Here is a 19,568-nt window from a genome sequence, read left to right on the forward strand (position 1 = left end):
CGATTTCCATAAAATTCGTAAATTCATCACCATACAATTACCCAAAATAATGAATCCCATTCGCCTCTTTGTGCTTGCCTTTCTACTGATTTGCAGTTTGACCTTTGACATCCGGGCCCAGATCATTCAATCAAAGTTCACACATATTAATGTGAACGATGGATTGTCCCAGGGAAGTGTACATGCAATCTGCCAGGACTATACAGGGATGATCTGGATAGGTACACGCGATGGACTTAATAAATACGATGCCAGAAAATTTACAATCTATCGGAATAAACAAGGCGATTCCACATCCCTTTCGGAAAACTACATCATTTCGATGTTGGAAGACAGAAAGCGCCGTCTATGGGTAGGAACCTATTCAGGACTGAACCTTTTTGACCGTGTAAAAGATCAATTTATCAGGATTCCGCTCAGGGATGTCAAGGGAGTGTTTTTACATTCCCAACCGATTATCTATTCCATTTTTGAGGATCAGAATGGAAGTCTGATGGTCGCCACCAGTAAAGGGCTTTTCAGCATTGAAGAGGGAATGACTGATGCGAAACTGATATTTCATTCCAGACTGTTCCCTGCCATAGCTATCCCCAGCAACCAGGTGCAGTTTGTTTACAGAGATAGCGAAGGATTGCTTTGGATCTGTACTGATGCGGGGCTATATGCAATGCAGGATTCCGGGGACGATAAATTGATATTTAGGCAGGCGTTTGTTGAAGGAGAGACGGGGCTGGCATTGAATGACAGGAATACCACCGTTGTGGAGGAGGTCAGTAAGGGAGTTTTGTGGATAGGTACTAAAAAAGGTGGGATCAACGTCTACGACAAGAGCACCGGAAGATTTTCCTACATTACCCATAACCCCAAAAATCCGGATGGGTTGTTGAATAATGAGATCAGATCAATTCGCAAAGATATACGGGGGGGATATTGGATCGGGACTTTTGGCGGGCTCAATTATTGTTCAAAGGAGGGGATTTGGCAAAGATTCGTCTCAGATCAAAAGGATCCCTATTCCTTGAGCCATAATTCAGTACGACCTGTTTTTCAGGACAGGAAAGGGGCTGTATGGGTAGGAACATTTTTCGGTGGAGTCAGTATTTTGGATCGCGATATCCCCAAGTTCGAAAATTATGTTCACTCTCCTTACGTACCCAGTCTCAGCCATAATGTGATCAGTAGCATCCTCCAGGCAAGTGAGGATGGTAATGAGCTTTGGATAGGTGCCGAAGGAGGAGGGCTCAATTACCTGAATAGGAAAAGCAAGACATTTAAACATTATGCCTATGAGGAAAATGATCCTTCCTCTCTGAGCCATGACAATGTGAAATCTCTTCATTTGGATAAGTCAGGCAACTTATGGATAGGTACTTATCTGGGAGGAATCAATCTGTTGAGAAAAAATACGGAGTCTTTTATCCGTATTTCGCACGAGCCTGGAAGAGTCTCATCACTGTCACACAACAGTGTATATGCTATCGCGGAGGATGAGGAAGGAAACTTTTGGTTCGGGACTTACGGTGGCGGATTGAATTTTATGAAAGCAGACAGCGAGAATCTCTTTGAGCGTTATTCTCCTTCTAATAGCGGAAAGTATTTTATAAGCTCCGAATGGATCCGGTCACTTGATTTTGATTCCAGGGGAAACTTATGGGTAGGCACAGAAGAAGGGCTCAATGTGCTATGGAAAGGAGCTGGGGAATTTCAGACTTTTAAGTTTTCCCTGGAAAACCCAAAAAGTATCAGCGGAAATGTGATCATCAGTGTATTTGAGGACAGCAAGGGTAGAATCTGGATTGGAACCTATAAAAACGGATTAAACCTTTTTCACCCGGAAGACAACTCCTTTTCAGGATATGGAGTGGAGGATGGCCTTCCTGGCAACAATATTTTTGGTATAGCCGAAGATGAGAATGGGGACTTATGGCTGAGTACCAACAACGGTATAAGTAGGTTCAATCCGGATTCCGGAATTACCAGAAATTTCGATATTGAGGATGGAATCAGTGGGAACGAATTCGTGATGGGTTCTTACTGCACACTGAGTACCGGAGAGATAGCATTCGGAAGTTTTCAGGGGTTGACGGTTTTTCACCCGGATAGTTTACGGTCAAACACCTATGTGCCACCGGTTATCCTTACCGATTTTAAGCTTTTCAATAAATCAGTCCGGCCGCGGGAAGGGACGATTTTGCCAAATCACATCGCTGAGACAGAAGAGTTGGTATTGCGGCACAATCAAAACGTGTTTTCAGTCGAATTTTCTGCATTAAATTATCTTTTGCCAGACAAAAACCGCTACGCCTACAAGCTGACAGGATTTGAAGATGACTGGAACTATGTGGACAATCCGGTTGCCACATATACCAATCTGAATCCGGGCAGCTACACCTTGATGGTTAAAGGTTCCAATAACGACGGGCTATGGAATGAGGTGCCCCGCCTGCTTTCCATCAACGTTTTGCCTCCTCCCTGGAAGACATGGTGGGCCTTCCTGATTTATGGGCTACTGATAGCTGCAGGGGTAATGCTTTTGATGAGGTTTACCAGGATACGGTCCACACTGGAACAGAGTTTATACATAGAACAGCTGGAGAAGGAGCAACAACGGGAAATGAACGAAATCAAGCTTAATTTTTTCACCAATATCTCCCATGAATTCCGCACACCGCTTACCTTGATACTGACTCCTCTTGACCGTATTTTGGCTGAGACGGATTTAAGCAGCGAGAGTAAGACAGTTTTAGAATCGGTTCGGCTAAACGGACTTCGATTGCTAAGGCTGGTCAATGAGCTGCTTGATTTCCGAAAGCAGGAAACCGGGAATATGGAAATCAGTGTGTCCAGGGATGATTTGGTTGAATTTCTCGGAGAAGTACTTCTGACGTTCAGGTATTATGCCGATGAGAAGAAAATCAATCTGACCTTTGAGCCGGAAGAGGAAAGTATCCAGACATATTTTGACCGCGACATGATCGAAAAGGTCATTGTCAACTTGTTATCCAACGCAATGAAGTATACAGAGCAGGGCGGGGAGGTAAGTCTAAAGGTCGGGAAAATTAAACCTGATGCTATATTTCCTGATGGCGCGGTGTATTTTGTAGTGCAGGATAACGGACATGGGATTCCAGAACAGGATCTGGAGGCAGTATTTGACTGCTTTTATCAGGTCAGTGACAAATTCAGCAGGTCACGGGGAAAGGAAAACAGCTCAGGGATTGGACTTGCATTGGCTAGGGAATTGGTAAGCGCCCATAGCGGTACAATTGAAGTGGAAAGTAATAATGAAGCGGACATTAAGAAACGTTATACCCGATTTACGGTAACCATCCCATTGGGGAACAGGCATTTCAAATTAGGCCAGATTAATATGCAAGAAGAGGGGGCCGAAGTTTTACGGGATACGCCCGCTGATTTGCAGACACTGCGCTTGGAGCTTTTAAGCCCTAGTCAAAAGGGTGTGCGTACTTCGTCAACAGGACCGGAACAGACTTCTGGTACAGCGCAGGAAAACAAACCTATTTTAGCCATTGTAGAAGATAACAGAGAGGTGCGGGCCTTACTTGAAGATAGTTTGTCAGACAGCTATAGGGTAGTGACCGCTGCCGACGGCAGCGAAGGCTGGGAAAAGATCCAGAAATATATCCCGGATATAGTCATCAGCGATGTCATGATGCCTCATTTTGACGGGTTGGAATTACTCTCTAAAATCAAACAGGATATTCGCACAAGCCATATTCCTGTAATCTTGCTGACTGCAAGATCTTCAGTAGATTACCTTGTTTTGGGGTTGAGACAAGGAAGTGATGACTACATAACAAAACCGTTTCGTTTGGATGTTCTCAAATTGAAAATAGAGAATATCCTTGTGGGAAGAGAAAATCTAAGAAAGAAGTTTATAAGAGAGTATCTGCTCCTTCCCCAGGAAGAACAGCCTTCATTGGAATCCCCCGAAAAAGAATTCCTCAAAAAGGTCATTTCAATTGTTGAGACTAACCTGGGGGAGGAAAAATTGAATGTAGGCCTTCTGGTAACTGAATTAGGTGTAAGCAGGCCGGTGTTGTACAGAAAAATTAAACAATTGACGGATTTAAACGTGATCGAATTGATCAACCATATCAGACTACGAAAAGCTGCCCAGTTGTTGGTTTTAGGACAATGGACTATCAGTGAGGTAGCCTATAAGGTTGGGTTCAGTGATCCTAAGTATTTTGGAAAAACCTTTAAAGTCCAGTTTGGTAAATCCCCTTCAGAATATATTGCTGAACATGTAAACCAGACTATACCAAGCCAGTCACCGGAAAAGTTGGTCATCAATAAACTAAACCCAACTGGGTGAGGTGGTGTTTTTGAACGATATTATCCCACATTCTGAACGATATTTTTCTGAGTCTGCAGGATATTTCTTCCATATTCGGGTCCAAAAACGGACTGAAAATGAAAAAAGAAAAACCGGTGACAGGGCTGGGGCGACTCAAGGAATGGATAATCATCCTTCTGTTGGTTGCTTTAACTCTTTTTGTTATCTATATCATTTAGTGTAGCCAACTGTGGTTTTATCTCTCTATGGGGAGCTCTCAAAATCGTCTGATTATTATCAAAAAAGAGTTGTTCAAAAGTAGAACAGGCCGCATGGAAAAATTACTGCGACCCCCGTCCGCGATGCTGCGCGCCTTGGGGTAGCTCATCCGAATCCTGTATGCCAATTCTATCTTTTACTAAAAGAAAAAGGCTTCCGTTTCCGAAAGCCTTTGTAGCGAGAGGGAGATTTGAACTCCCGACCTCAGGGTTATGAATCCTGCGCTCTAACCAACTGAGCTACCTCGCCAAATATATTTACTGTTGGTGCAACTGTTTCTAAACAGCCTCACATCATCAGAAACATTTTTTGGGTATTGATTTTTGAAATTAATGCCTATATTAAAGCACGTTCAGAAATCAAATCAATTAGGCTGAGAATCGTTTATTTCCAACCCAGAAAACCTCCCTTTGAAATGGGAATGCAAATATGAGGTCTTGTACTGTGAAATGCAAGTTGACGTTCTTTAAAAAAGTGATTTTTTACATAGTGTAAAAACAATAATCATGGTTAAAAATAAGTTTGTGGCTGATTATCAAATCAATGCCTCCAAAAAAATAGTTTTCCATTATTTGAGTACAGCGAGTGGATTAGAAGAGTGGTTTGCTGACGAAGTGAAAATAAATGAAGACAAGAATTACATTTTCAATTTTGATAGTGAGGACCATTATGCACGCCTGGCTTCACAGCGTAGCAACTCCCATGTCAAATTTGAATTCTACGACCCGAAAAATCCAGAGGAGTCAGATCATGCCTTTATAGAATTTAAACTGGAAGAAAACGAACTTACCCAAACACTGTTTTTAAAGGTGATAGATTACTCAGATGGATATGATGACGATGAGCTGGTTGCCATATGGGAGGGGCTGATCGGAAGATTGAAAGATATTATTGGTGGGTAATCTCAATTGATTTTACCAAATTTGAACTTCGGCTTCAGGGCTTCGTATTTGCCTTGGGAGCAGTTTGAATAATGAAAAAACTAGATAAACTTATACTTGGGTCTTTTTTAGGCCCATTTTTATTGACTTTTATTGTCGTGGATTTCATCCTGTTGACTGTCAACATGCTGAAATACTTCGATGAGATTTTTGGGAAAGGTCTGGGTTTCTGGATCTACATGGAGCTCATAGGGTATTTTATCATAAGTATTTCTCCAATGGCTCTACCTCTGGCTGTACTGTTGTCCAGCCTGATGACTTTTGGGAACCTGGGAGAGCATTTTGAGCTTACGGCGATCAAAAGCAGCGGCATCTCATTGCTTCGTGCCCTGCGTCCAATTGGCGTATTCGTGATTGTCCTGTCTTTTGCAGCCTACCTCTCCAATAATTACCTGGTACCGAAAGTAAACCTTAAAACATTTAGCCTGCTCTATGACATCCGGATGAAATCCCCTGCCCTGGATATCAAAGCAGGGGTGTTTTATGACGGGATTCCGGGATATAGCATCAAGGTCAATGAAAAAATCGGAGAGTATGGTCTGAGGGATATCTTGATTTACAGCCATTCCAGTGGCACCTCCGGTAACTTGGATGTCACCCTTGCCGATTCGGGTAGGCTGGAGCCTTTTTTTAGTGAAAATTATATGAAGCTTACCTTGTATCATGGAAAAAACTACCATGAACCCAAGCTTTCCCGGGGAATCAATGGAAAGCCTGCAGAATTCGACAGGGTGTCTTTTGATAAAAATGAAATCGTTTTTGATTTAAATAATACCTTCCAGCTCAACAGGACCGCTGAAGACGCCTGGTCAACCAATAGATCTATAAAAAATATAGCCCAGATTAAGCTGGGGCTCGATTCGATAGGCTCATTGGTCAATGAGCAGCTATATAAGAACTACCTGGAAGCCGAAAGTGTCTATCCGTTTTTTTCCAGGGATAGAAAGTTCAAGCCTGCCGCTGATATATTGGAACGCAAAGCGTTGGATGATTCTGTGAGGGTTTTGAAAATAAGAAGGGAAAAGGCAATTGCAGACTCCCTGGCCCGGTTGAAGGAATTGGCACAAAAAGTTACTGATTCTGTCCTGGTCGATAAGCCGGAATCACTACTCTCTAGCAAGGATGATTCTGTAATTTCTACTAAAAGGCCTGTAGTCACTTCAAGCAAGATTTCCACAAGAGATTCGCTTTTTCTTTCACCGGAAAATATACAAAATTCAGAAAATAAGCCGGTTGAATTAGATAGCAACCCACGCGTAACCCCCGCCATAGCAGTGAGAAAAACCCGGACTAGTCCTTTGACAGCTACAGAACGTGCGCAAATCGACTCTTTGGTCGCCGACCGGGGATATAATAAAACTGCTATAAACATGGCATTAAACAATTCCAGGAGCCTGAAAAATTCATTCGGGGTAAAGAGCAGCCAAATCGAAAACCACCAAAGGGAGTATAGAAGATATCAGATCTCATGGTATCAGAAATATACACAGGCCCTTGCCTGCTTTGTAATGTTTATGATAGGTGCGCCACTGGGTGCCATAATTAAAAAGGGAGGCCTGGGTATGCCTGTTTTAATTTCAATTATCTTCTTTATTGTTTATTACATGATTACCATGACAGGGGAGAAGTGGGCAAAGGAAGGTGTGGTTGATCCATTGTTCGGTACATTCTTCTCGGTTATATGCCTATTTCCATTCGGCTTGTTTTTCATAAAACAGGCCAGAAAGGACGCGAGATTATTTGAACCTGACTTTTATGTGAGTGCTTGGGAAGGTATTCAGAAACGCATGAAAGTTCTTCGTTCAAAAGCGCAATAAGCTTTCATTTTCTCAAAATAAATACTACCTTTGTGGTTGTTTTATAAAATTTAGCTAAACATGTATTTATCCTCAGAGATTAAAGAAGAGTTATTTAAGAATCATGGACGGTTAAAATCTGCTACTGACACAGGGTCTCCTGAGTCTCAGATTGCCCTCTTTACACACAGAATCAAGCATTTGACTGAGCATTTGAAGTCAAATAAGAAGGATCACTCCTCAAGACTTGGTTTGTTGAAGCTGGTAGGTAAGAGAAGAAGCCTATTGGATTACCTTCACAAGAAAGAAATCGAGCGATACAGATCGATCATCGCCGAGCTAGGAATCAGAAAATAACCAAACTAGTAAGGTTCTCTTGAGTGAGAACCTTACTTTTTTATTTTTAGGTTATACAAAGACTTTTATCACTAACGACGCAAACAAATAATCATTTATGTTACCGAATTTAATCACCAAGACCATCACTTTAGAAGATGGCAGAGAAATTACAATAGAAACCGGGGCATTGGCTAAACAAGCCGATGGCGCAGTAGTAGTGAAGATGGGAAAAGCCATGCTTTTGGCGACCGCAATGTCCAAGAAAGAAGCTGGAGAAGGGGTGGATTTTTTACCTATGTCAGTTGATTATCAAGAAAAGTTTGCTTCTTCAGGTAAGATCCCCGGGGGATTTTTGAAAAGGGAAGGCAGACTTTCCGATTATGAAATTTTGATTAGCCGTATAGTAGATAGAGCTATTCGTCCTATTTTTCCAGATGATTACCATGCAGATACACAGATCGCTATCACGTTGATCAGTGGTGACGAGGATGTGCTTCCGGACGCTTTGGCCGGGCTAGCTGCTTCTGCAGCTCTGGCTGTTTCCGATATCCCTTTCAACGGTCCCATCTCTGAAGTGCGTGTAGCGAAAATTGATGGCAAATTGAAAATAAACCCAACTCCGACTGAGTTGGAAAAAGCCACCTTGGAATTTATCGTAGCAGGTTCCTTGGAATTTATCTTAATGGTAGAAGGCGAAGCTAACGAGATCCAGGAAGAAGAGATGCTGGAAGCTATGCAATATGCCCATGAGGAAATCAAGAGACATTGTCAGGCACAGATTGAGCTTACCAAGCTGGTGGGCAAGGAAGTAAAAAGAGAATACAATCACGAGAAGTCTGACCCAGCTCTTTTTGATAAGATGAAGGCTGAGCTTTATGACAAACTTTACGCATCAGTAAGTAAGCAGATTGCCAATAAATCAGAGCGTTCTGCTCTGGTCAAAGAAATCAAAGAAGAATTCGTGGCAAGTCTAGGCGAGGAGCATGAGTTTGAAGCAAGTCTAATTGGCCCATATTTCAGCAAAATCCATAAGGAAGCTGCCAGAAATCTGACATTGGATGAGAAGAAAAGATTGGATGGAAGAAAGCTTGACGAAGTAAGGCCAATCTGGTCAGTAGTTGATTACCTGCCATCTGCTCACGGCTCTGCAGTATTTACCAGAGGGGAAACCCAATCACTTACTACGTGTACTTTAGGTACTAAGATGGACGAGATGATGGTAGATGGGGCAACAATTTCAGGATACAACAAATTCTACCTTCACTATAATTTCCCGGGATTTTCTACAGGTGAAGTTAAGATAAACAGAGGCCCGGGAAGAAGGGAAGTAGGTCATGGAAATCTTGCCATGAGAGCTTTGAAGAAAGTACTTCCTCCTGCCGATGAGAACCCATACACCATACGTATCGTTTCAGATATTTTAGAGTCCAACGGTTCATCTTCCATGGCTACTGTTTGTGCCGGTTCATTGGCACTGATGGATGCAGGTATTCCTATCAAATCCGCAGTGACAGGTATTGCTATGGGGATGATCTCTGATGCAAAAACGGGTAAATATTCTATTCTTTCTGATATTTTGGGAGACGAGGATCACCTAGGTGATATGGATTTCAAAGTAACCGGTACTGCCAAAGGAATCACTGCCTGTCAGATGGACTTGAAAGTGGAAGGTCTGGATTATTCTGTATTGAAAGAAGCTTTACTTCAGGCAAAAGACGGAAGACTTCATATTTTGGATGAAATCACCAAGACACTTGCTGCACCAAAAGCAGAACTGAAGCCACATACGCCAAGATCATTCATCATGTTCATCCCTAAGGAATTGATCGGTGCGGTGATCGGGCCAGGCGGTAAAGTAATCCAGGAAATCCAGAAGGATACAGGTGCTACTATTGTGATAGAAGAAATAGATAATCAGGGTAAGATCAACATTTTCTCTGCTAATCAGGATAAACTTAATGCTGCCCTTTCACGTATCAAATCAATCGTGGCCCAGCCGGAAATAGGGGAGACTTACACAGGTAAAGTGAAAAACATTCAACCTTTTGGTGCCTTTGTGGAATTTATGCCGGGTAAGGATGGTTTACTTCATATCTCAGAGATCAAGCATGAGCGGGTAGAATCTATGGAAGGTGTACTTGAGCCAGGAGAGGAAATACAGGTTAAATTGATCGATGTCGATAAGAAAACCGGAAAATTCAAGCTTTCTAGAAAGGCTTTATTGCCAAAACCTGAAAAACAATCACCCAGTGCATGAGGTTAATCGATACAATTGATTAATTTGATTCTATTAAACTATTAAATTTCACAAATCATATTCCTGAATGAGGCAGCTAAAGATTAGCAAACAGATTACCAACAGAGAAAGTCAATCCCTGGATAAATACCTTCAAGAGATTGGAAAAGTTGACCTGTTGACAGCAGATGAAGAGGTAGTTCTGGCCAAACGAATTAGAGAAGGTGACCAACTGGCGCTGGAAAAATTGACCAAAGCCAATCTTCGATTTGTAGTATCAGTTGCCAAGCAGTACCAAAACCAAGGGCTTTCCTTGGGTGATTTGATCAATGAGGGCAACCTTGGATTGATTAAAGCTGCACAGCGATTTGATGAAACCCGTGGATTTAAATTCATCTCTTATGCGGTTTGGTGGATTAGACAATCTATCCTTCAGGCACTTGCTGAGCAGTCTAGAATTGTACGTCTTCCTTTGAACAGAGTAGGTTCACTGAATAAGATCAGCAAGACTTTCAGCGAGTTAGAGCAGAAATTTGAGCGTGAGCCTTCCCCAGAGGAACTGGCCGAGGTGCTCGAAGTAACTGCCAATGAGGTGGTAGATACAATGAAGATTTCTGGCCGTCACGTGTCAATGGATGCACCATTCGTGCAGGGTGAAGAAAACAGCCTTCTGGACGTACTGGAAAATGATGGCGACGAAAAGCCGGATGATGGCCTGATGAATGATTCCCTCCGCAAGGAAGTTCAACGGGCACTTTCCACGTTGACCCAGCGGGAAGCTGATGTAATCACACTTTACTTTGGGCTCAATGGTGAGCATGCGATGACTTTGGAAGAGATCGGAGAAAAATTCAATCTTACCAGAGAGCGTGTAAGGCAAATCAAGGAGAAGGCAATCCGCCGACTCAGACATACATCCCGTAGTAAGACACTTAAACCTTACCTCGGATAAGCAAGCGCACAAGTGGAAAGGGGGGTATTAACCCCCTTTTTTATTTCAATACTTTCCGTCTTAGTAGCTCTTACTTAGAGGATTGTTGCCTTAAGCAAAACCTTAGGGAATTTTAACAAGATGCAACTTTGTTACTAGAGTAGAATTCATAAAATTTGCCCGATTTAATACGTTACTATTAATGCAATCAGAAATTGAAAGAGTTAAAGTCTTGATAATTGGTTCAGGACCAGCAGGTTATACTGCGGCGATATATGCTTCTAGAGCAGGACTCTCTCCTGTTTTATATACTGGCGGACAGCCAGGCGGTCAATTGACCATAACCAATGATGTTGAAAATTATCCTGGATATCCAAATAGCATCACTGGACCAGAGATGATGGAAGACTTTAGAAAACAAGCGGAACGATTTGGTACCCAAGTACGATATGGCTTGGCGACAAGTGTGGATTTTACTACTAAACCTCACACGGTCATTATCGATGAACAGGTGACTATTCATGCAGATACCGTTTTGATATCCACCGGCGCTTCAGCCAAATGGCTGGGAATCGAAAGTGAGACACGCTTAAATGGGAAAGGTGTTTCTGCCTGTGCGGTTTGTGATGGTTTCTTTTTCAGAGGACAGGAAGTCGCGATCGTCGGAGCAGGAGATACGGCGTGCGAAGAAGCTTCTTATCTGGCTAATATCTGTAGTAAAGTTTACATGTTAATACGTAAGGATGAAATGAGAGCTTCTCAGATCATGCAAAAGCGTGTTATGAACAACCCAAAGATTGAAATCCTGTGGAATACTGAGACAGATGAAATCCTGGGTGAGGAAGAAGTAAACGGCGTAAGGATCTTTAATAATAAAACCGGAGAAAAATCAGAAATCGCTATTTCTGGCTTCTTTGTTGCTATTGGTCATCAACCAAACACCGGCATATTCAAGGACTTTATCCATATGGATGAGGCCGGTTATATCAAAACTATTCCAGGAAGTACTAAAACTAATGTTGAAGGTGTGTTTGCTTGTGGTGATGCACAGGACAACATCTACCGACAGGCTGTAACTGCTGCAGGAACAGGCTGTATGGCTGCCTTGGATGCTGAGCGATATTTAGCTGAGTTCGAGAATGATTAAACCCAATAGATGAGGTATTCGATCCTATTTGTAGTCTTTTGTATCAATTTGAGCATTGGCGCTTTAAACGTCAATGCTCAAATTTTTCCAAAGATTATCAAGAGAAATAACACCACCCAATCCTCAGCTGTAGGCCAGGAGAGGAGAAATATTGAACTGAGGGGGTTTGATCAGGAATCGTACCTTAGGACTTTATCTTCGATTACCGATTCCATTATTTTTGAAAATAATGTGAACTTGGGCCGTGTAAGATCGATAATAAGTGAAGATCAGAATATCATGATTTGGGCACCGACCAATCAGCTGATCAAAGTATCAGAGCAAATTCAGATAGATAGTATTTGGGTCACTGCATTTGAGTATTACTCCTCCTGGGACTCAAATAAAATAGATATCTACAATTTTGACCCAAAGACATTTACTGACACAGTTAATATCCGTCTTTACGACGAGTTTTTCGGATATAATTGGAAAATGCCCTTAGCTAAAACCCCCATAACATCTTCCTATGGTTATAGGTGGAGACGGTGGCACTATGGGACTGACTTAGATCTGGACACAGGTGATCCCGTTTATAGCGGTTTCGATGGAATAGTTCGGGTGAAATCCTATGATAGGTACGGGTACGGCTATTATATCGTAGTCCGTCATAAAAATGGACTTGAAACTCTCTATGGCCATTTGTCCAAACAGCTTGTAGATGTAGGACAGGAAGTTAAAGCTGGGGAATTAATCGCAAAAGGGGGAAATACAGGTAGAAGTACGGGATCACATCTCCATTATGAACTTCGCTACAGAGGTCTGGCTTTTGATGCTGAGAAAGTATATGATTTTCCTGATTACAAAATAAGGGGCCAAAACTATTTAATCACCCCGGCTCTTTTTGGCAATATTGTCCAGGCCAGAACAAACGCTTACCATAAAGTAAGAAAAGGTGAAAACCTCGGATCTATTGCAAGAAAATATGGTGTGTCAGTCAGCTCACTGACCAGACTAAATGGTATCTCTACCCGTTCAATTTTAAAAATAGGACAGAATCTTCGCGTTCGCTAGCCAAAATAAAAATGACAAAGCTAGATATTTTAGTATTTGCTGCACACCCTGATGATGCAGAACTTGGATGCTCCGGAACGATAGCCTCTCATGTAGCCCAGGGGCATAAAGTAGGTATAGTAGATTTTACCCAAGGAGAAATGGGAACTCGCGGTACTCCTGAGCTGAGACTTCAGGAAGCAGAAGCTTCCAGCAGAATTCTCAAACTAGCTGCAAGGGAAAACCTTGGATTCAAGGATGTATATTTTCAAAACAATGAAGAGCATCAGTTGAAACTGATCGAAATGATCAGAAAATACAGGCCTGAGATTGTTTTGGCAAATGCTGTATCAGATAGACATCCTGATCATGGAAAAGGATCTAGTCTAGCTAGTACGGCTTGTTTTATGAGCGGACTTCGTAAGATAGAAACACAACTTGATGGAATTCGCCAAGAGGCATGGAGACCAAAATTTGTGTATCATTACATCCAAAACAATTACATAGAACCTGATTTTGTGGTGGATATCACTCCGTATTGGCAGACAAAAATTGATAGCATTTTAGCGTTCCAGTCCCAGTTTTATGATCCGTCAAGTGAAGAACCGGTAAGTTTTATCTCAGATCCTGATTTTCTTCCCTTTATTGAAGCTAGGGCTAGAGAGTTTGGACACAAAATACTTGTCAAATATGGTGAAGGATATACCGTAGAACGGATGATAGGGACTACTAATCTTTTTGAGCTGAAGTAATCAAGGGGCAAGCCTGGACAGGATCCACTTACCTTCTTTTAATTCATATTTTATTCTGTCATGTAATCTGCTAGGTCTTCCCTGCCAAAATTCCATGGACAACGGCATTAATCGGTAACCTCCCCAGTGAGGTGGGCGGCTCATGGCTTTACCGGCAAATTGTTTCTCTATTTTCAGTTGCCTGGCGTTTATATCAGCACGTGAGCTTATTGGTTCGCTTTGCGGAGACACCCAGGCTCCAATTTGCGAACCTAGCGGTCTTGAAAAAAAATATGTGTCGGATTCTGCTTCCGTTATTTTTTCTACTTTTCCCCGTACCCGTACCTGTCTCTCCAGCTCAGGCCAGAAAAAAGTCAACGAGGCGGAATTGTTTTTTTCCAGCTCTCTTCCTTTTTCACTGTCATAGTTGGTGAAAAAGATGAATCCAGTATCGACACCTTTCAGTAATAAAATTCTCGCATTGGGTGTGCCATCCAAGCCTAAGGTAGAAACAGTCATGGCATTGACTTCCAAAACATCCGCACTTACAGCTTCCTCAAACCACGCCCCAAATTGCTGTATAGGATTTGTGTTTACGTCACTGATATCCAGTGATTTAATAGAATAGTCTTTACGTATTGCAGCGATGTCCATGATAAGTTGTCAATCAATAAAATCTTATAGATAAAATTACCATTGGCATTGCATTTAAAAAATTATAATCTATATTTTTCGAGAATTTAGAATTAAGAGAAGAATGAGTAAAGACGAACTACGAAATCCTAAAGCCGGCGATCTTCTAATTTCCGAACCATTTTTGCAGGACGAAAATTTCGTTCGCTCTGTGGTCCTCCTTTGTGAGCATTCGGAAGAGGGAAGCTTTGGCTTAATAATAAACAAACCTTCAATTCTTAAACTCGGCGAACTCGTGGAAGCATTGGATTTTATGGACAAGGATGTTTTTGTCGGTGGGCCAGTAGAACAGAATACCTTACACTTCATCTATGCAGGTGAAAAGGCGTTGGAAGGAAGTATTTCATTGGGTGATAATATTTGGTGGGGTGGAGATTATGATTCTCTGGTGGAAAAATTGAAGCTGGGATTGCTTGACCCTGGGTCAGTACGGTTTTTCTTGGGGTATAGCGGTTGGGGGGCAGAGCAATTGGAAGAGGAGTTGTCAGACGAAACCTGGATTATTTGCAGAGAAATTCTCGATGAACAAACGTTGAATTTTACACCTGAAGAACTCTGGAAAAACTTACTTAAGAGTATGGGAGGGGAGTTTAAAGTAATAGCAAATTATCCCCTAGATCCAAGATTAAATTAGGCAAAATCCCTACTTTTGCTCATATTGCCCATTAATAGTACTGTTTTTATGACTGAGAAAAGTAATGATTTGTCTGACAAGGACAAGGTGACTCAACCCTCCAATTCCGAAGAGGCAAAGAGTATCGAAAAGGAAACTAATTCTGAAGCTAACGAAGATATTGTGGCTGATCAGGCCAGTGAGCCTGTGTCCGAGCCTTCCATAGAAGAAACTGCCAAGGTCACTTCCGAAGATGTAAAGGATACTGTAGGTCCCACAGAAACCGATGAAACACCGGCCCGGGAGGCGACTATCAATGAAGAAGAGGCTCCTGAGGTAGACTCCTTTAAAACCGAAGAGCCAACAGGTAAAGAAGAACCAGCCACGCCAACTGAAAGTGCTGTTGAGGAAGTTATCCCTGAAGAGAAAACTGAAGGTGATGCTCCATCCACCCAGCCTGCAGAAGCCATAGTCTCTGATGAAGAGGAATCCGAAGAAGAGAATGAAGGAGACCATCATGAAGACTTTGATGTCACCTCACTTTCCAAAATTGAATTACTCGCTTTGCTGAAAAGTAAAGTTAAGCAAGACAATATCTATAAAATAGATAAGCTCGTCCATGAGATTAAAGCTGCTTTCGATGAGTTCACACATAAGGAAAAGGATGAAGCTTTGGAGAGATTCAAAGCAGAAGGCGGAGTAGAGGATGACTTTGACTTCCGTCCAAGTGATGAGGAGAAAGAGTTTAATACCTACTATTTCGAATACCGACATCAACTTAACACGCTTCGTAAGGAAGCTGAAAAGCAAAAGGAAAACAATCTCAACGCTAAGACTGAACTTCTAAACAAACTCCGTGAGCTGGTAGATGGAGAGGAGACTACGCTGAGTATGTCTACTATCAAGGCCTTACAGGAAGAATGGAAAAGTATCGGTCCAGTGCCCCCTTCACAGAATAAAAGTCTCTGGGCTAGCTATAATGCCTTGATGGACCGCTTCTATGACAATAGGAGTATTTATTTTGAACTCAAAGAACTTGACCGCAAAAAAAACCTGGAAAGTAAATTAGAGCTTGTCGAGAAGGCTGAGGGGCTGAAAGATGTAAAAGACCTGAAAGATGCCATTAAGGTTTTAAATGATCTTCATGAAGAATTTAAGCATATTGGTCCTGTTCCAAGAGATGAACAGGAGGGCTTATGGCAGAAATTCAAAGGTGCATCCGATGCGGTCTATGATAGAAGAAAGGATTTTTATGAAGGCCAGAAAGAAGTCTTCAAAGTAAATCAAGATCAGAAAGAAGCATTGATTGAGTCATTAAAGCCATTTGCGGAATTTCATGCAGACAGAATTCGGGATTGGAACATCAAGACTAAGGAAATCCTTGAAATCCAGAAAAACTGGCAGAAGATTGGGCCGGTTCCCAGGGAGTCCGGCAAGGAAATAAACAAGTCATTCTGGGCTTCTTTCAAGCAATTTTTCCATAACAAGAACTTGTTTTTCAAAGAGCTTGATGAAATCCGGGCTGCGAACCAGTTAAAAGCAGAAGAACTGATTGCCAAAGCCGAGGAACTGAAAGACAGTTCAGACTGGCAGAATACTGCCAATGCTCTGGTGAAGCTACAGCAGGATTGGAAAAAACTTGGTCCGACACCTGAAAAAAACAGAGACAGCCTTTACAAGCGCTTTAAACTTGCTTGTGACACATTCTTTGACAATAGAAGAAACTCCACTAAACAGTCAAATGTTGAGTTCGAGGATAATCTTGAGAGCAAGCAGGACATCTGTAAAAAAATTACGGAAGCAGCTGAGAGTGGAGAGGTATCAGAGGATGCATTGACCGAATTAGTCGGTGAATTTAATGATATCGGGTTTGTGCCGAGAAAAGCCATGAAGGATATACAGACCCAGTTTAAAACTGCTGTCGATCTATACTTGGAGAAGCTAAGCCCTGAAGGCGAAGGAAGGGAAGATTTCCTGTTCAGGTTAAATCTGAACAGATTACAGTCTGATCCTAACGCTGTGAAAACACTGAATAAGAAGGAACACGGTATTCGTAAGCAAATTTCTGAATTGGAGAATAATATCACCCTCTGGAAAAACAACCTGGAATTCTTTGCTGCCTCAAAAACTGCCGACAAATTGAAAGACCAGTTTGACCTGAAGATTCAAAAGGCTGAAGAGGAAATAGAGAAATTGAAAAGCAAGTTGTCAATTTTAAGAGAATTTTAAATTTTTGTCACTCAGAATAAGGGAGATAGGATTTTTATTTTCTTGTGGTTTGGAGCAAATAAAGTGATCTTCTATATTTGCATCACAATAACGGAATAAGCCTCCTTAGCTCAGCTGGTAGAGCAACTGACTTGTAATCAGTAGGTCATTGGTTCGATCCCGATAGGAGGCTCTCAAAATCAGGCACTTAGATCTAATCTGAGTGCCTCTTTTTTTGTGCAAATCATGTGCACAAAAAATAAATTTGCCTGAATCCATTCAGATCAGGAGACCCAGGATCCCATTTTTTCCAAAGAAGCTTTTCCTTGTCCCGACCGCTTTTGCTGAGAGCATCTATTTTGAGGGGATGAACTAACAGAATGAAGCTGCTTCTGCTCTCCGTCTCTGAAAGAAGCCTGATCCTTAATGAATGAGGATGGAACTTGGAAAACTGAGAAATTCAAACTCTTAAAAATTTACTTCTTATCCCATGGTGCCTTCGACACATAACTATCCACGATGGAATTTAAATCCCATTTTTTATTTGAAATTGTCTGGTCAGCTGGAGCTGGCGATACAGAAGTCTAACCATTTTGAGGAAGATTTGGAGCTTTTGGCGAGGTTGTTCAGGTTTATGAATCTCAGTTAATAGATTAGAAATACTGATCTGGTGTTACACTAGAAAGCCTAGGTCAATGATGAATAAGGTGGCTTCAGGAATATTGTCAAGAATCTCTTGAGCAGGATTTATATTGCAATAATCATAAAGTTACGTGAAAACACGTATTTCATAAGCGGTCAGATTGCTGTAAATTCATGAATAAAATTATCATAAGTATGGATCAGGATATACAAAACACAGTGACAACCATCATTGCAGCTATTTCAGGGATGAAGCAGGAATTGATTAAGTTGGATTTCACCATTGCAGGTCCTCCTTTAAAGATTGGTAATCCGGACATTAACTATCTGGCTATGGCTTTAAGAGGGATCATCAAATCTTCCAATAGTGGGAAAACCTTAAAGAAATCCGAACTTACAAAATCAGGTATGACTGTGGGGCAGGTGGTGAAATTGGTGGAATCAAAGTTATTGCCATGAAAAAAATTTACTTATTATGTTGTGTTTTTCTGCCGCTACTGGCCAGTGGACAACAAGGAGATGATAAGCAGGATTTCTTTCAGAAACTGAGTGATGCAAATATTGGTTTACGTAAAAGTTATGCAGGATCGTCGAGTCAAGAGCAGAAGCCTGCCAACTTCTTTTTTAATCGTGATGTTAAGAACAATTCAAATTTTTTCACTGCTGATTTAGGTTTAAAAATCAGTGAACGGGATGTTTTTCAGAATACATCATTTAATGATAAAGTGTCTCTTGTGTTATTTCCAAAACTGGAATACCATAGGAACTCAGATGAGGAAAACAAAAAAGATGCCTTTTCAGCAGGGGTAAACATGGAGTTTTTCCCGGTTCCTTACAAGACACCCGTTACAGATGGCTGGGAAATAGCACCCTGGATTCAGGGATCGGTGGATATAAAGAATGATAAAGTAAATGATTTGAGTACCATGAATTACAGCTCCTACCTGAGCATATTCAGTTCTAAGGCATTTCTTCCCGGAGGAAAGGCCAGGGCCAAGGATGGGAGTCTAGTATTCCGGTATTTTGCATACTCCGGTTACGAATTGTATTCAGAATTTGAAGAAGTCAAGGGAGAGTCATCATACTGGTCCAGTAGAATATTTATGGAGTTATGGCCGATTCCAGCAAAAACCAAGGAATACATACAGTTGACATTTGAATACAATTATCGAAAATCTTTAAAAGATAGCCTCTATAGATCGGGGAATCTCAATTGGGCTACCATAGGGTTGAATATCTATCCAACTGGGAAAGCTAATATTGGTTTGGGTCTTGAATATTCCAAAGGTGCAGACCCTACTAATTCGTTTTTAGATACTGAAAGACTACTCTTTGGGTTAAACGTGAAAATATAGCGTCTAATTAGCCTTAAATTAAATTTTGTTGGATGGATGAGGTTCGCGGTTCAGAAGTCGAATTCTTTTGAGGAGTATTTGGGCAGGCGGGTGTAAAATTAACTCTGTCTAGGACTTTGAATTTAGTTAAATCTTTTAAGATAGAGCCGTATGAAAGAAGAAAGTATTAAAACAGTTTTTATCAGGAGAGAACCTATTCGGAAAGGATTGTGCCTTAGCGCCTCTACTGCAGGAATTTCTGAAAGAATCCCTGCAGGCAGAGATGGACGGGCATCTTCGTGATGAAGACAAAGGATGGTCTGGAATTGCAACTAAAAATGAGAGA

Annotated in this window: 14 protein-coding genes, 2 tRNA genes and 1 pseudogene; 15 read left to right on the plus strand and 2 right to left on the minus strand. The window is 41.5% G+C overall.

Annotation, left to right across the window (positions count from 1 at the left end; all coding sequences use genetic code 11):
* Nucleotides 1–49: 49 nt before the first annotated feature.
* The gene (locus AS141_RS03765) at nucleotides 50–4,339 is read left to right on the plus strand and encodes a two-component regulator propeller domain-containing protein (protein ID WP_057936308.1); all 4,290 of its coding nucleotides are present in this window, start codon (nucleotides 50–52) and stop codon (nucleotides 4,337–4,339) included.
* Between the two features lie 415 nt (nucleotides 4,340–4,754).
* Here the strand turns inward: AS141_RS03765 and AS141_RS03770 are convergent.
* Nucleotides 4,755–4,828 (minus strand) — tRNA-Met (locus AS141_RS03770).
* A 257-nt stretch (nucleotides 4,829–5,085) separates the two neighbouring features.
* Here AS141_RS03770 and AS141_RS03775 point away from each other — a divergent pair.
* The 8 genes from AS141_RS03775 to bshB1 all read left to right on the plus strand — a co-directional run bounded on the left by AS141_RS03775 (nucleotide 5,086) and on the right by bshB1 (nucleotide 13,753).
* The gene (locus AS141_RS03775; protein WP_057936309.1) at nucleotides 5,086–5,481 is read left to right on the plus strand and encodes an START-like domain-containing protein; all 396 of its coding nucleotides are present in this window, start codon (nucleotides 5,086–5,088) and stop codon (nucleotides 5,479–5,481) included.
* Between the two features lie 71 nt (nucleotides 5,482–5,552).
* Complete coding sequence (locus AS141_RS03780; RefSeq protein WP_057936310.1) at nucleotides 5,553–7,337, plus strand: LptF/LptG family permease; 1,785 nt, start codon at nucleotides 5,553–5,555, stop codon at nucleotides 7,335–7,337.
* A gap of 60 nt (nucleotides 7,338–7,397) precedes the next feature.
* Nucleotides 7,398–7,673, plus strand: a complete 276-nt coding sequence (gene rpsO, locus AS141_RS03785) for a 30S ribosomal protein S15 (RefSeq protein ID WP_057936311.1) — start codon at nucleotides 7,398–7,400, stop codon at nucleotides 7,671–7,673.
* A 97-nt stretch (nucleotides 7,674–7,770) separates the two neighbouring features.
* Nucleotides 7,771–9,912 (plus strand): polyribonucleotide nucleotidyltransferase, encoded by a 2,142-nt coding sequence (gene pnp / locus AS141_RS03790; RefSeq protein ID WP_057936312.1) that lies wholly within the window; start codon nucleotides 7,771–7,773, stop codon nucleotides 9,910–9,912.
* A 67-nt stretch (nucleotides 9,913–9,979) separates the two neighbouring features.
* A complete protein-coding gene (locus AS141_RS03795; RefSeq protein WP_057936313.1) occupies nucleotides 9,980–10,843 on the plus strand; it encodes a sigma-70 family RNA polymerase sigma factor in 864 nt (287 codons plus the stop codon).
* Between the two features lie 181 nt (nucleotides 10,844–11,024).
* Nucleotides 11,025–11,969, plus strand: a complete 945-nt coding sequence (gene trxB, locus AS141_RS03800) for a thioredoxin-disulfide reductase (protein ID WP_057936314.1) — start codon at nucleotides 11,025–11,027, stop codon at nucleotides 11,967–11,969.
* 9 nt (nucleotides 11,970–11,978) lie between these two features.
* Nucleotides 11,979–13,022 carry a M23 family metallopeptidase gene (locus AS141_RS03805; protein ID WP_057936315.1) on the plus strand — a complete coding sequence of 348 codons (1,044 nt, stop codon included), beginning with the start codon at nucleotides 11,979–11,981 and terminating at the stop codon, nucleotides 13,020–13,022.
* Nucleotides 13,023–13,033: 11 nt separating this feature from the next.
* The gene (gene bshB1 / locus AS141_RS03810; protein WP_057936316.1) at nucleotides 13,034–13,753 is read left to right on the plus strand and encodes a bacillithiol biosynthesis deacetylase BshB1; all 720 of its coding nucleotides are present in this window, start codon (nucleotides 13,034–13,036) and stop codon (nucleotides 13,751–13,753) included.
* Here bshB1 and pdxH read toward each other — a convergent pair whose 3' ends face one another.
* Nucleotides 13,754–14,386, minus strand: a complete 633-nt coding sequence (pdxH, locus tag AS141_RS03815) for a pyridoxamine 5'-phosphate oxidase (RefSeq protein WP_057936317.1) — start codon at nucleotides 14,384–14,386, stop codon at nucleotides 13,754–13,756.
* Nucleotides 14,387–14,489: 103 nt separating this feature from the next.
* On the opposite strand from pdxH, the gene AS141_RS03820 reads away from it, so the two are divergent.
* The 6 genes and pseudogenes from AS141_RS03820 to AS141_RS27215 form a co-directional block, all read left to right on the plus strand.
* Nucleotides 14,490–15,059, plus strand: a complete 570-nt coding sequence (locus AS141_RS03820; RefSeq protein WP_057936318.1) for a YqgE/AlgH family protein — start codon at nucleotides 14,490–14,492, stop codon at nucleotides 15,057–15,059.
* Nucleotides 15,060–15,107: 48 nt separating this feature from the next.
* Complete coding sequence (locus AS141_RS03825) at nucleotides 15,108–17,267, plus strand: DUF349 domain-containing protein (RefSeq protein WP_057936319.1); 2,160 nt, start codon at nucleotides 15,108–15,110, stop codon at nucleotides 17,265–17,267.
* Nucleotides 17,268–17,366: 99 nt separating this feature from the next.
* Nucleotides 17,367–17,439, plus strand: a tRNA-Thr gene (locus AS141_RS03830).
* Between the two features lie 623 nt (nucleotides 17,440–18,062).
* Nucleotides 18,063–18,347, plus strand: coding sequence for a hypothetical protein (locus AS141_RS03840; RefSeq protein WP_057936321.1), 285 nt, complete (start codon nucleotides 18,063–18,065; stop codon nucleotides 18,345–18,347).
* Complete coding sequence (locus tag AS141_RS03845; protein ID WP_057936322.1) at nucleotides 18,344–19,243, plus strand: hypothetical protein; 900 nt, start codon at nucleotides 18,344–18,346, stop codon at nucleotides 19,241–19,243. Before AS141_RS03840 ends, AS141_RS03845 begins: the two co-directional genes overlap by 4 nt.
* A 154-nt stretch (nucleotides 19,244–19,397) precedes the next feature.
* Nucleotides 19,398–19,562, plus strand: a pseudogene (locus tag AS141_RS27215) (IS256 family transposase); the annotation flags it as partial.
* Between the last annotated feature and the right edge of the window lie 6 nt (nucleotides 19,563–19,568).

Origin of the sequence: Algoriphagus resistens (assembly GCF_001442615.1) — a bacterium.
GTDB classification, from domain to species: domain Bacteria; phylum Bacteroidota; class Bacteroidia; order Cytophagales; family Cyclobacteriaceae; genus Algoriphagus; species Algoriphagus resistens.

What these genes read in the sequence shown, in the direction of transcription:
- AS141_RS03765 (WP_057936308.1), top strand. Translation starts at nt 50, where the DNA reads ATGAATCCCATTCGCCTCTTTGTGCTTGCCTTTCTACTGATTTGCAGT.
- AS141_RS03775 (WP_057936309.1), top strand. Translation starts at nt 5,086, where the DNA reads ATGGTTAAAAATAAGTTTGTGGCTGATTATCAAATCAATGCCTCCAAA.
- AS141_RS03780 (WP_057936310.1), top strand. Translation starts at nt 5,553, where the DNA reads ATGAAAAAACTAGATAAACTTATACTTGGGTCTTTTTTAGGCCCATTT.
- rpsO (WP_057936311.1), top strand. Translation starts at nt 7,398, where the DNA reads ATGTATTTATCCTCAGAGATTAAAGAAGAGTTATTTAAGAATCATGGA.
- pnp (WP_057936312.1), top strand. Translation starts at nt 7,771, where the DNA reads ATGTTACCGAATTTAATCACCAAGACCATCACTTTAGAAGATGGCAGA.
- AS141_RS03795 (WP_057936313.1), top strand. Translation starts at nt 9,980, where the DNA reads ATGAGGCAGCTAAAGATTAGCAAACAGATTACCAACAGAGAAAGTCAA.
- trxB (WP_057936314.1), top strand. Translation starts at nt 11,025, where the DNA reads ATGCAATCAGAAATTGAAAGAGTTAAAGTCTTGATAATTGGTTCAGGA.
- AS141_RS03805 (WP_057936315.1), top strand. Translation starts at nt 11,979, where the DNA reads ATGAGGTATTCGATCCTATTTGTAGTCTTTTGTATCAATTTGAGCATT.
- bshB1 (WP_057936316.1), top strand. Translation starts at nt 13,034, where the DNA reads ATGACAAAGCTAGATATTTTAGTATTTGCTGCACACCCTGATGATGCA.
- pdxH (WP_057936317.1), bottom strand. Translation starts at nt 14,386, where the DNA reads ATGGACATCGCTGCAATACGTAAAGACTATTCTATTAAATCACTGGAT.
- AS141_RS03820 (WP_057936318.1), top strand. Translation starts at nt 14,490, where the DNA reads ATGAGTAAAGACGAACTACGAAATCCTAAAGCCGGCGATCTTCTAATT.
- AS141_RS03825 (WP_057936319.1), top strand. Translation starts at nt 15,108, where the DNA reads ATGACTGAGAAAAGTAATGATTTGTCTGACAAGGACAAGGTGACTCAA.
- AS141_RS03840 (WP_057936321.1), top strand. Translation starts at nt 18,063, where the DNA reads ATGAATAAAATTATCATAAGTATGGATCAGGATATACAAAACACAGTG.
- AS141_RS03845 (WP_057936322.1), top strand. Translation starts at nt 18,344, where the DNA reads ATGAAAAAAATTTACTTATTATGTTGTGTTTTTCTGCCGCTACTGGCC.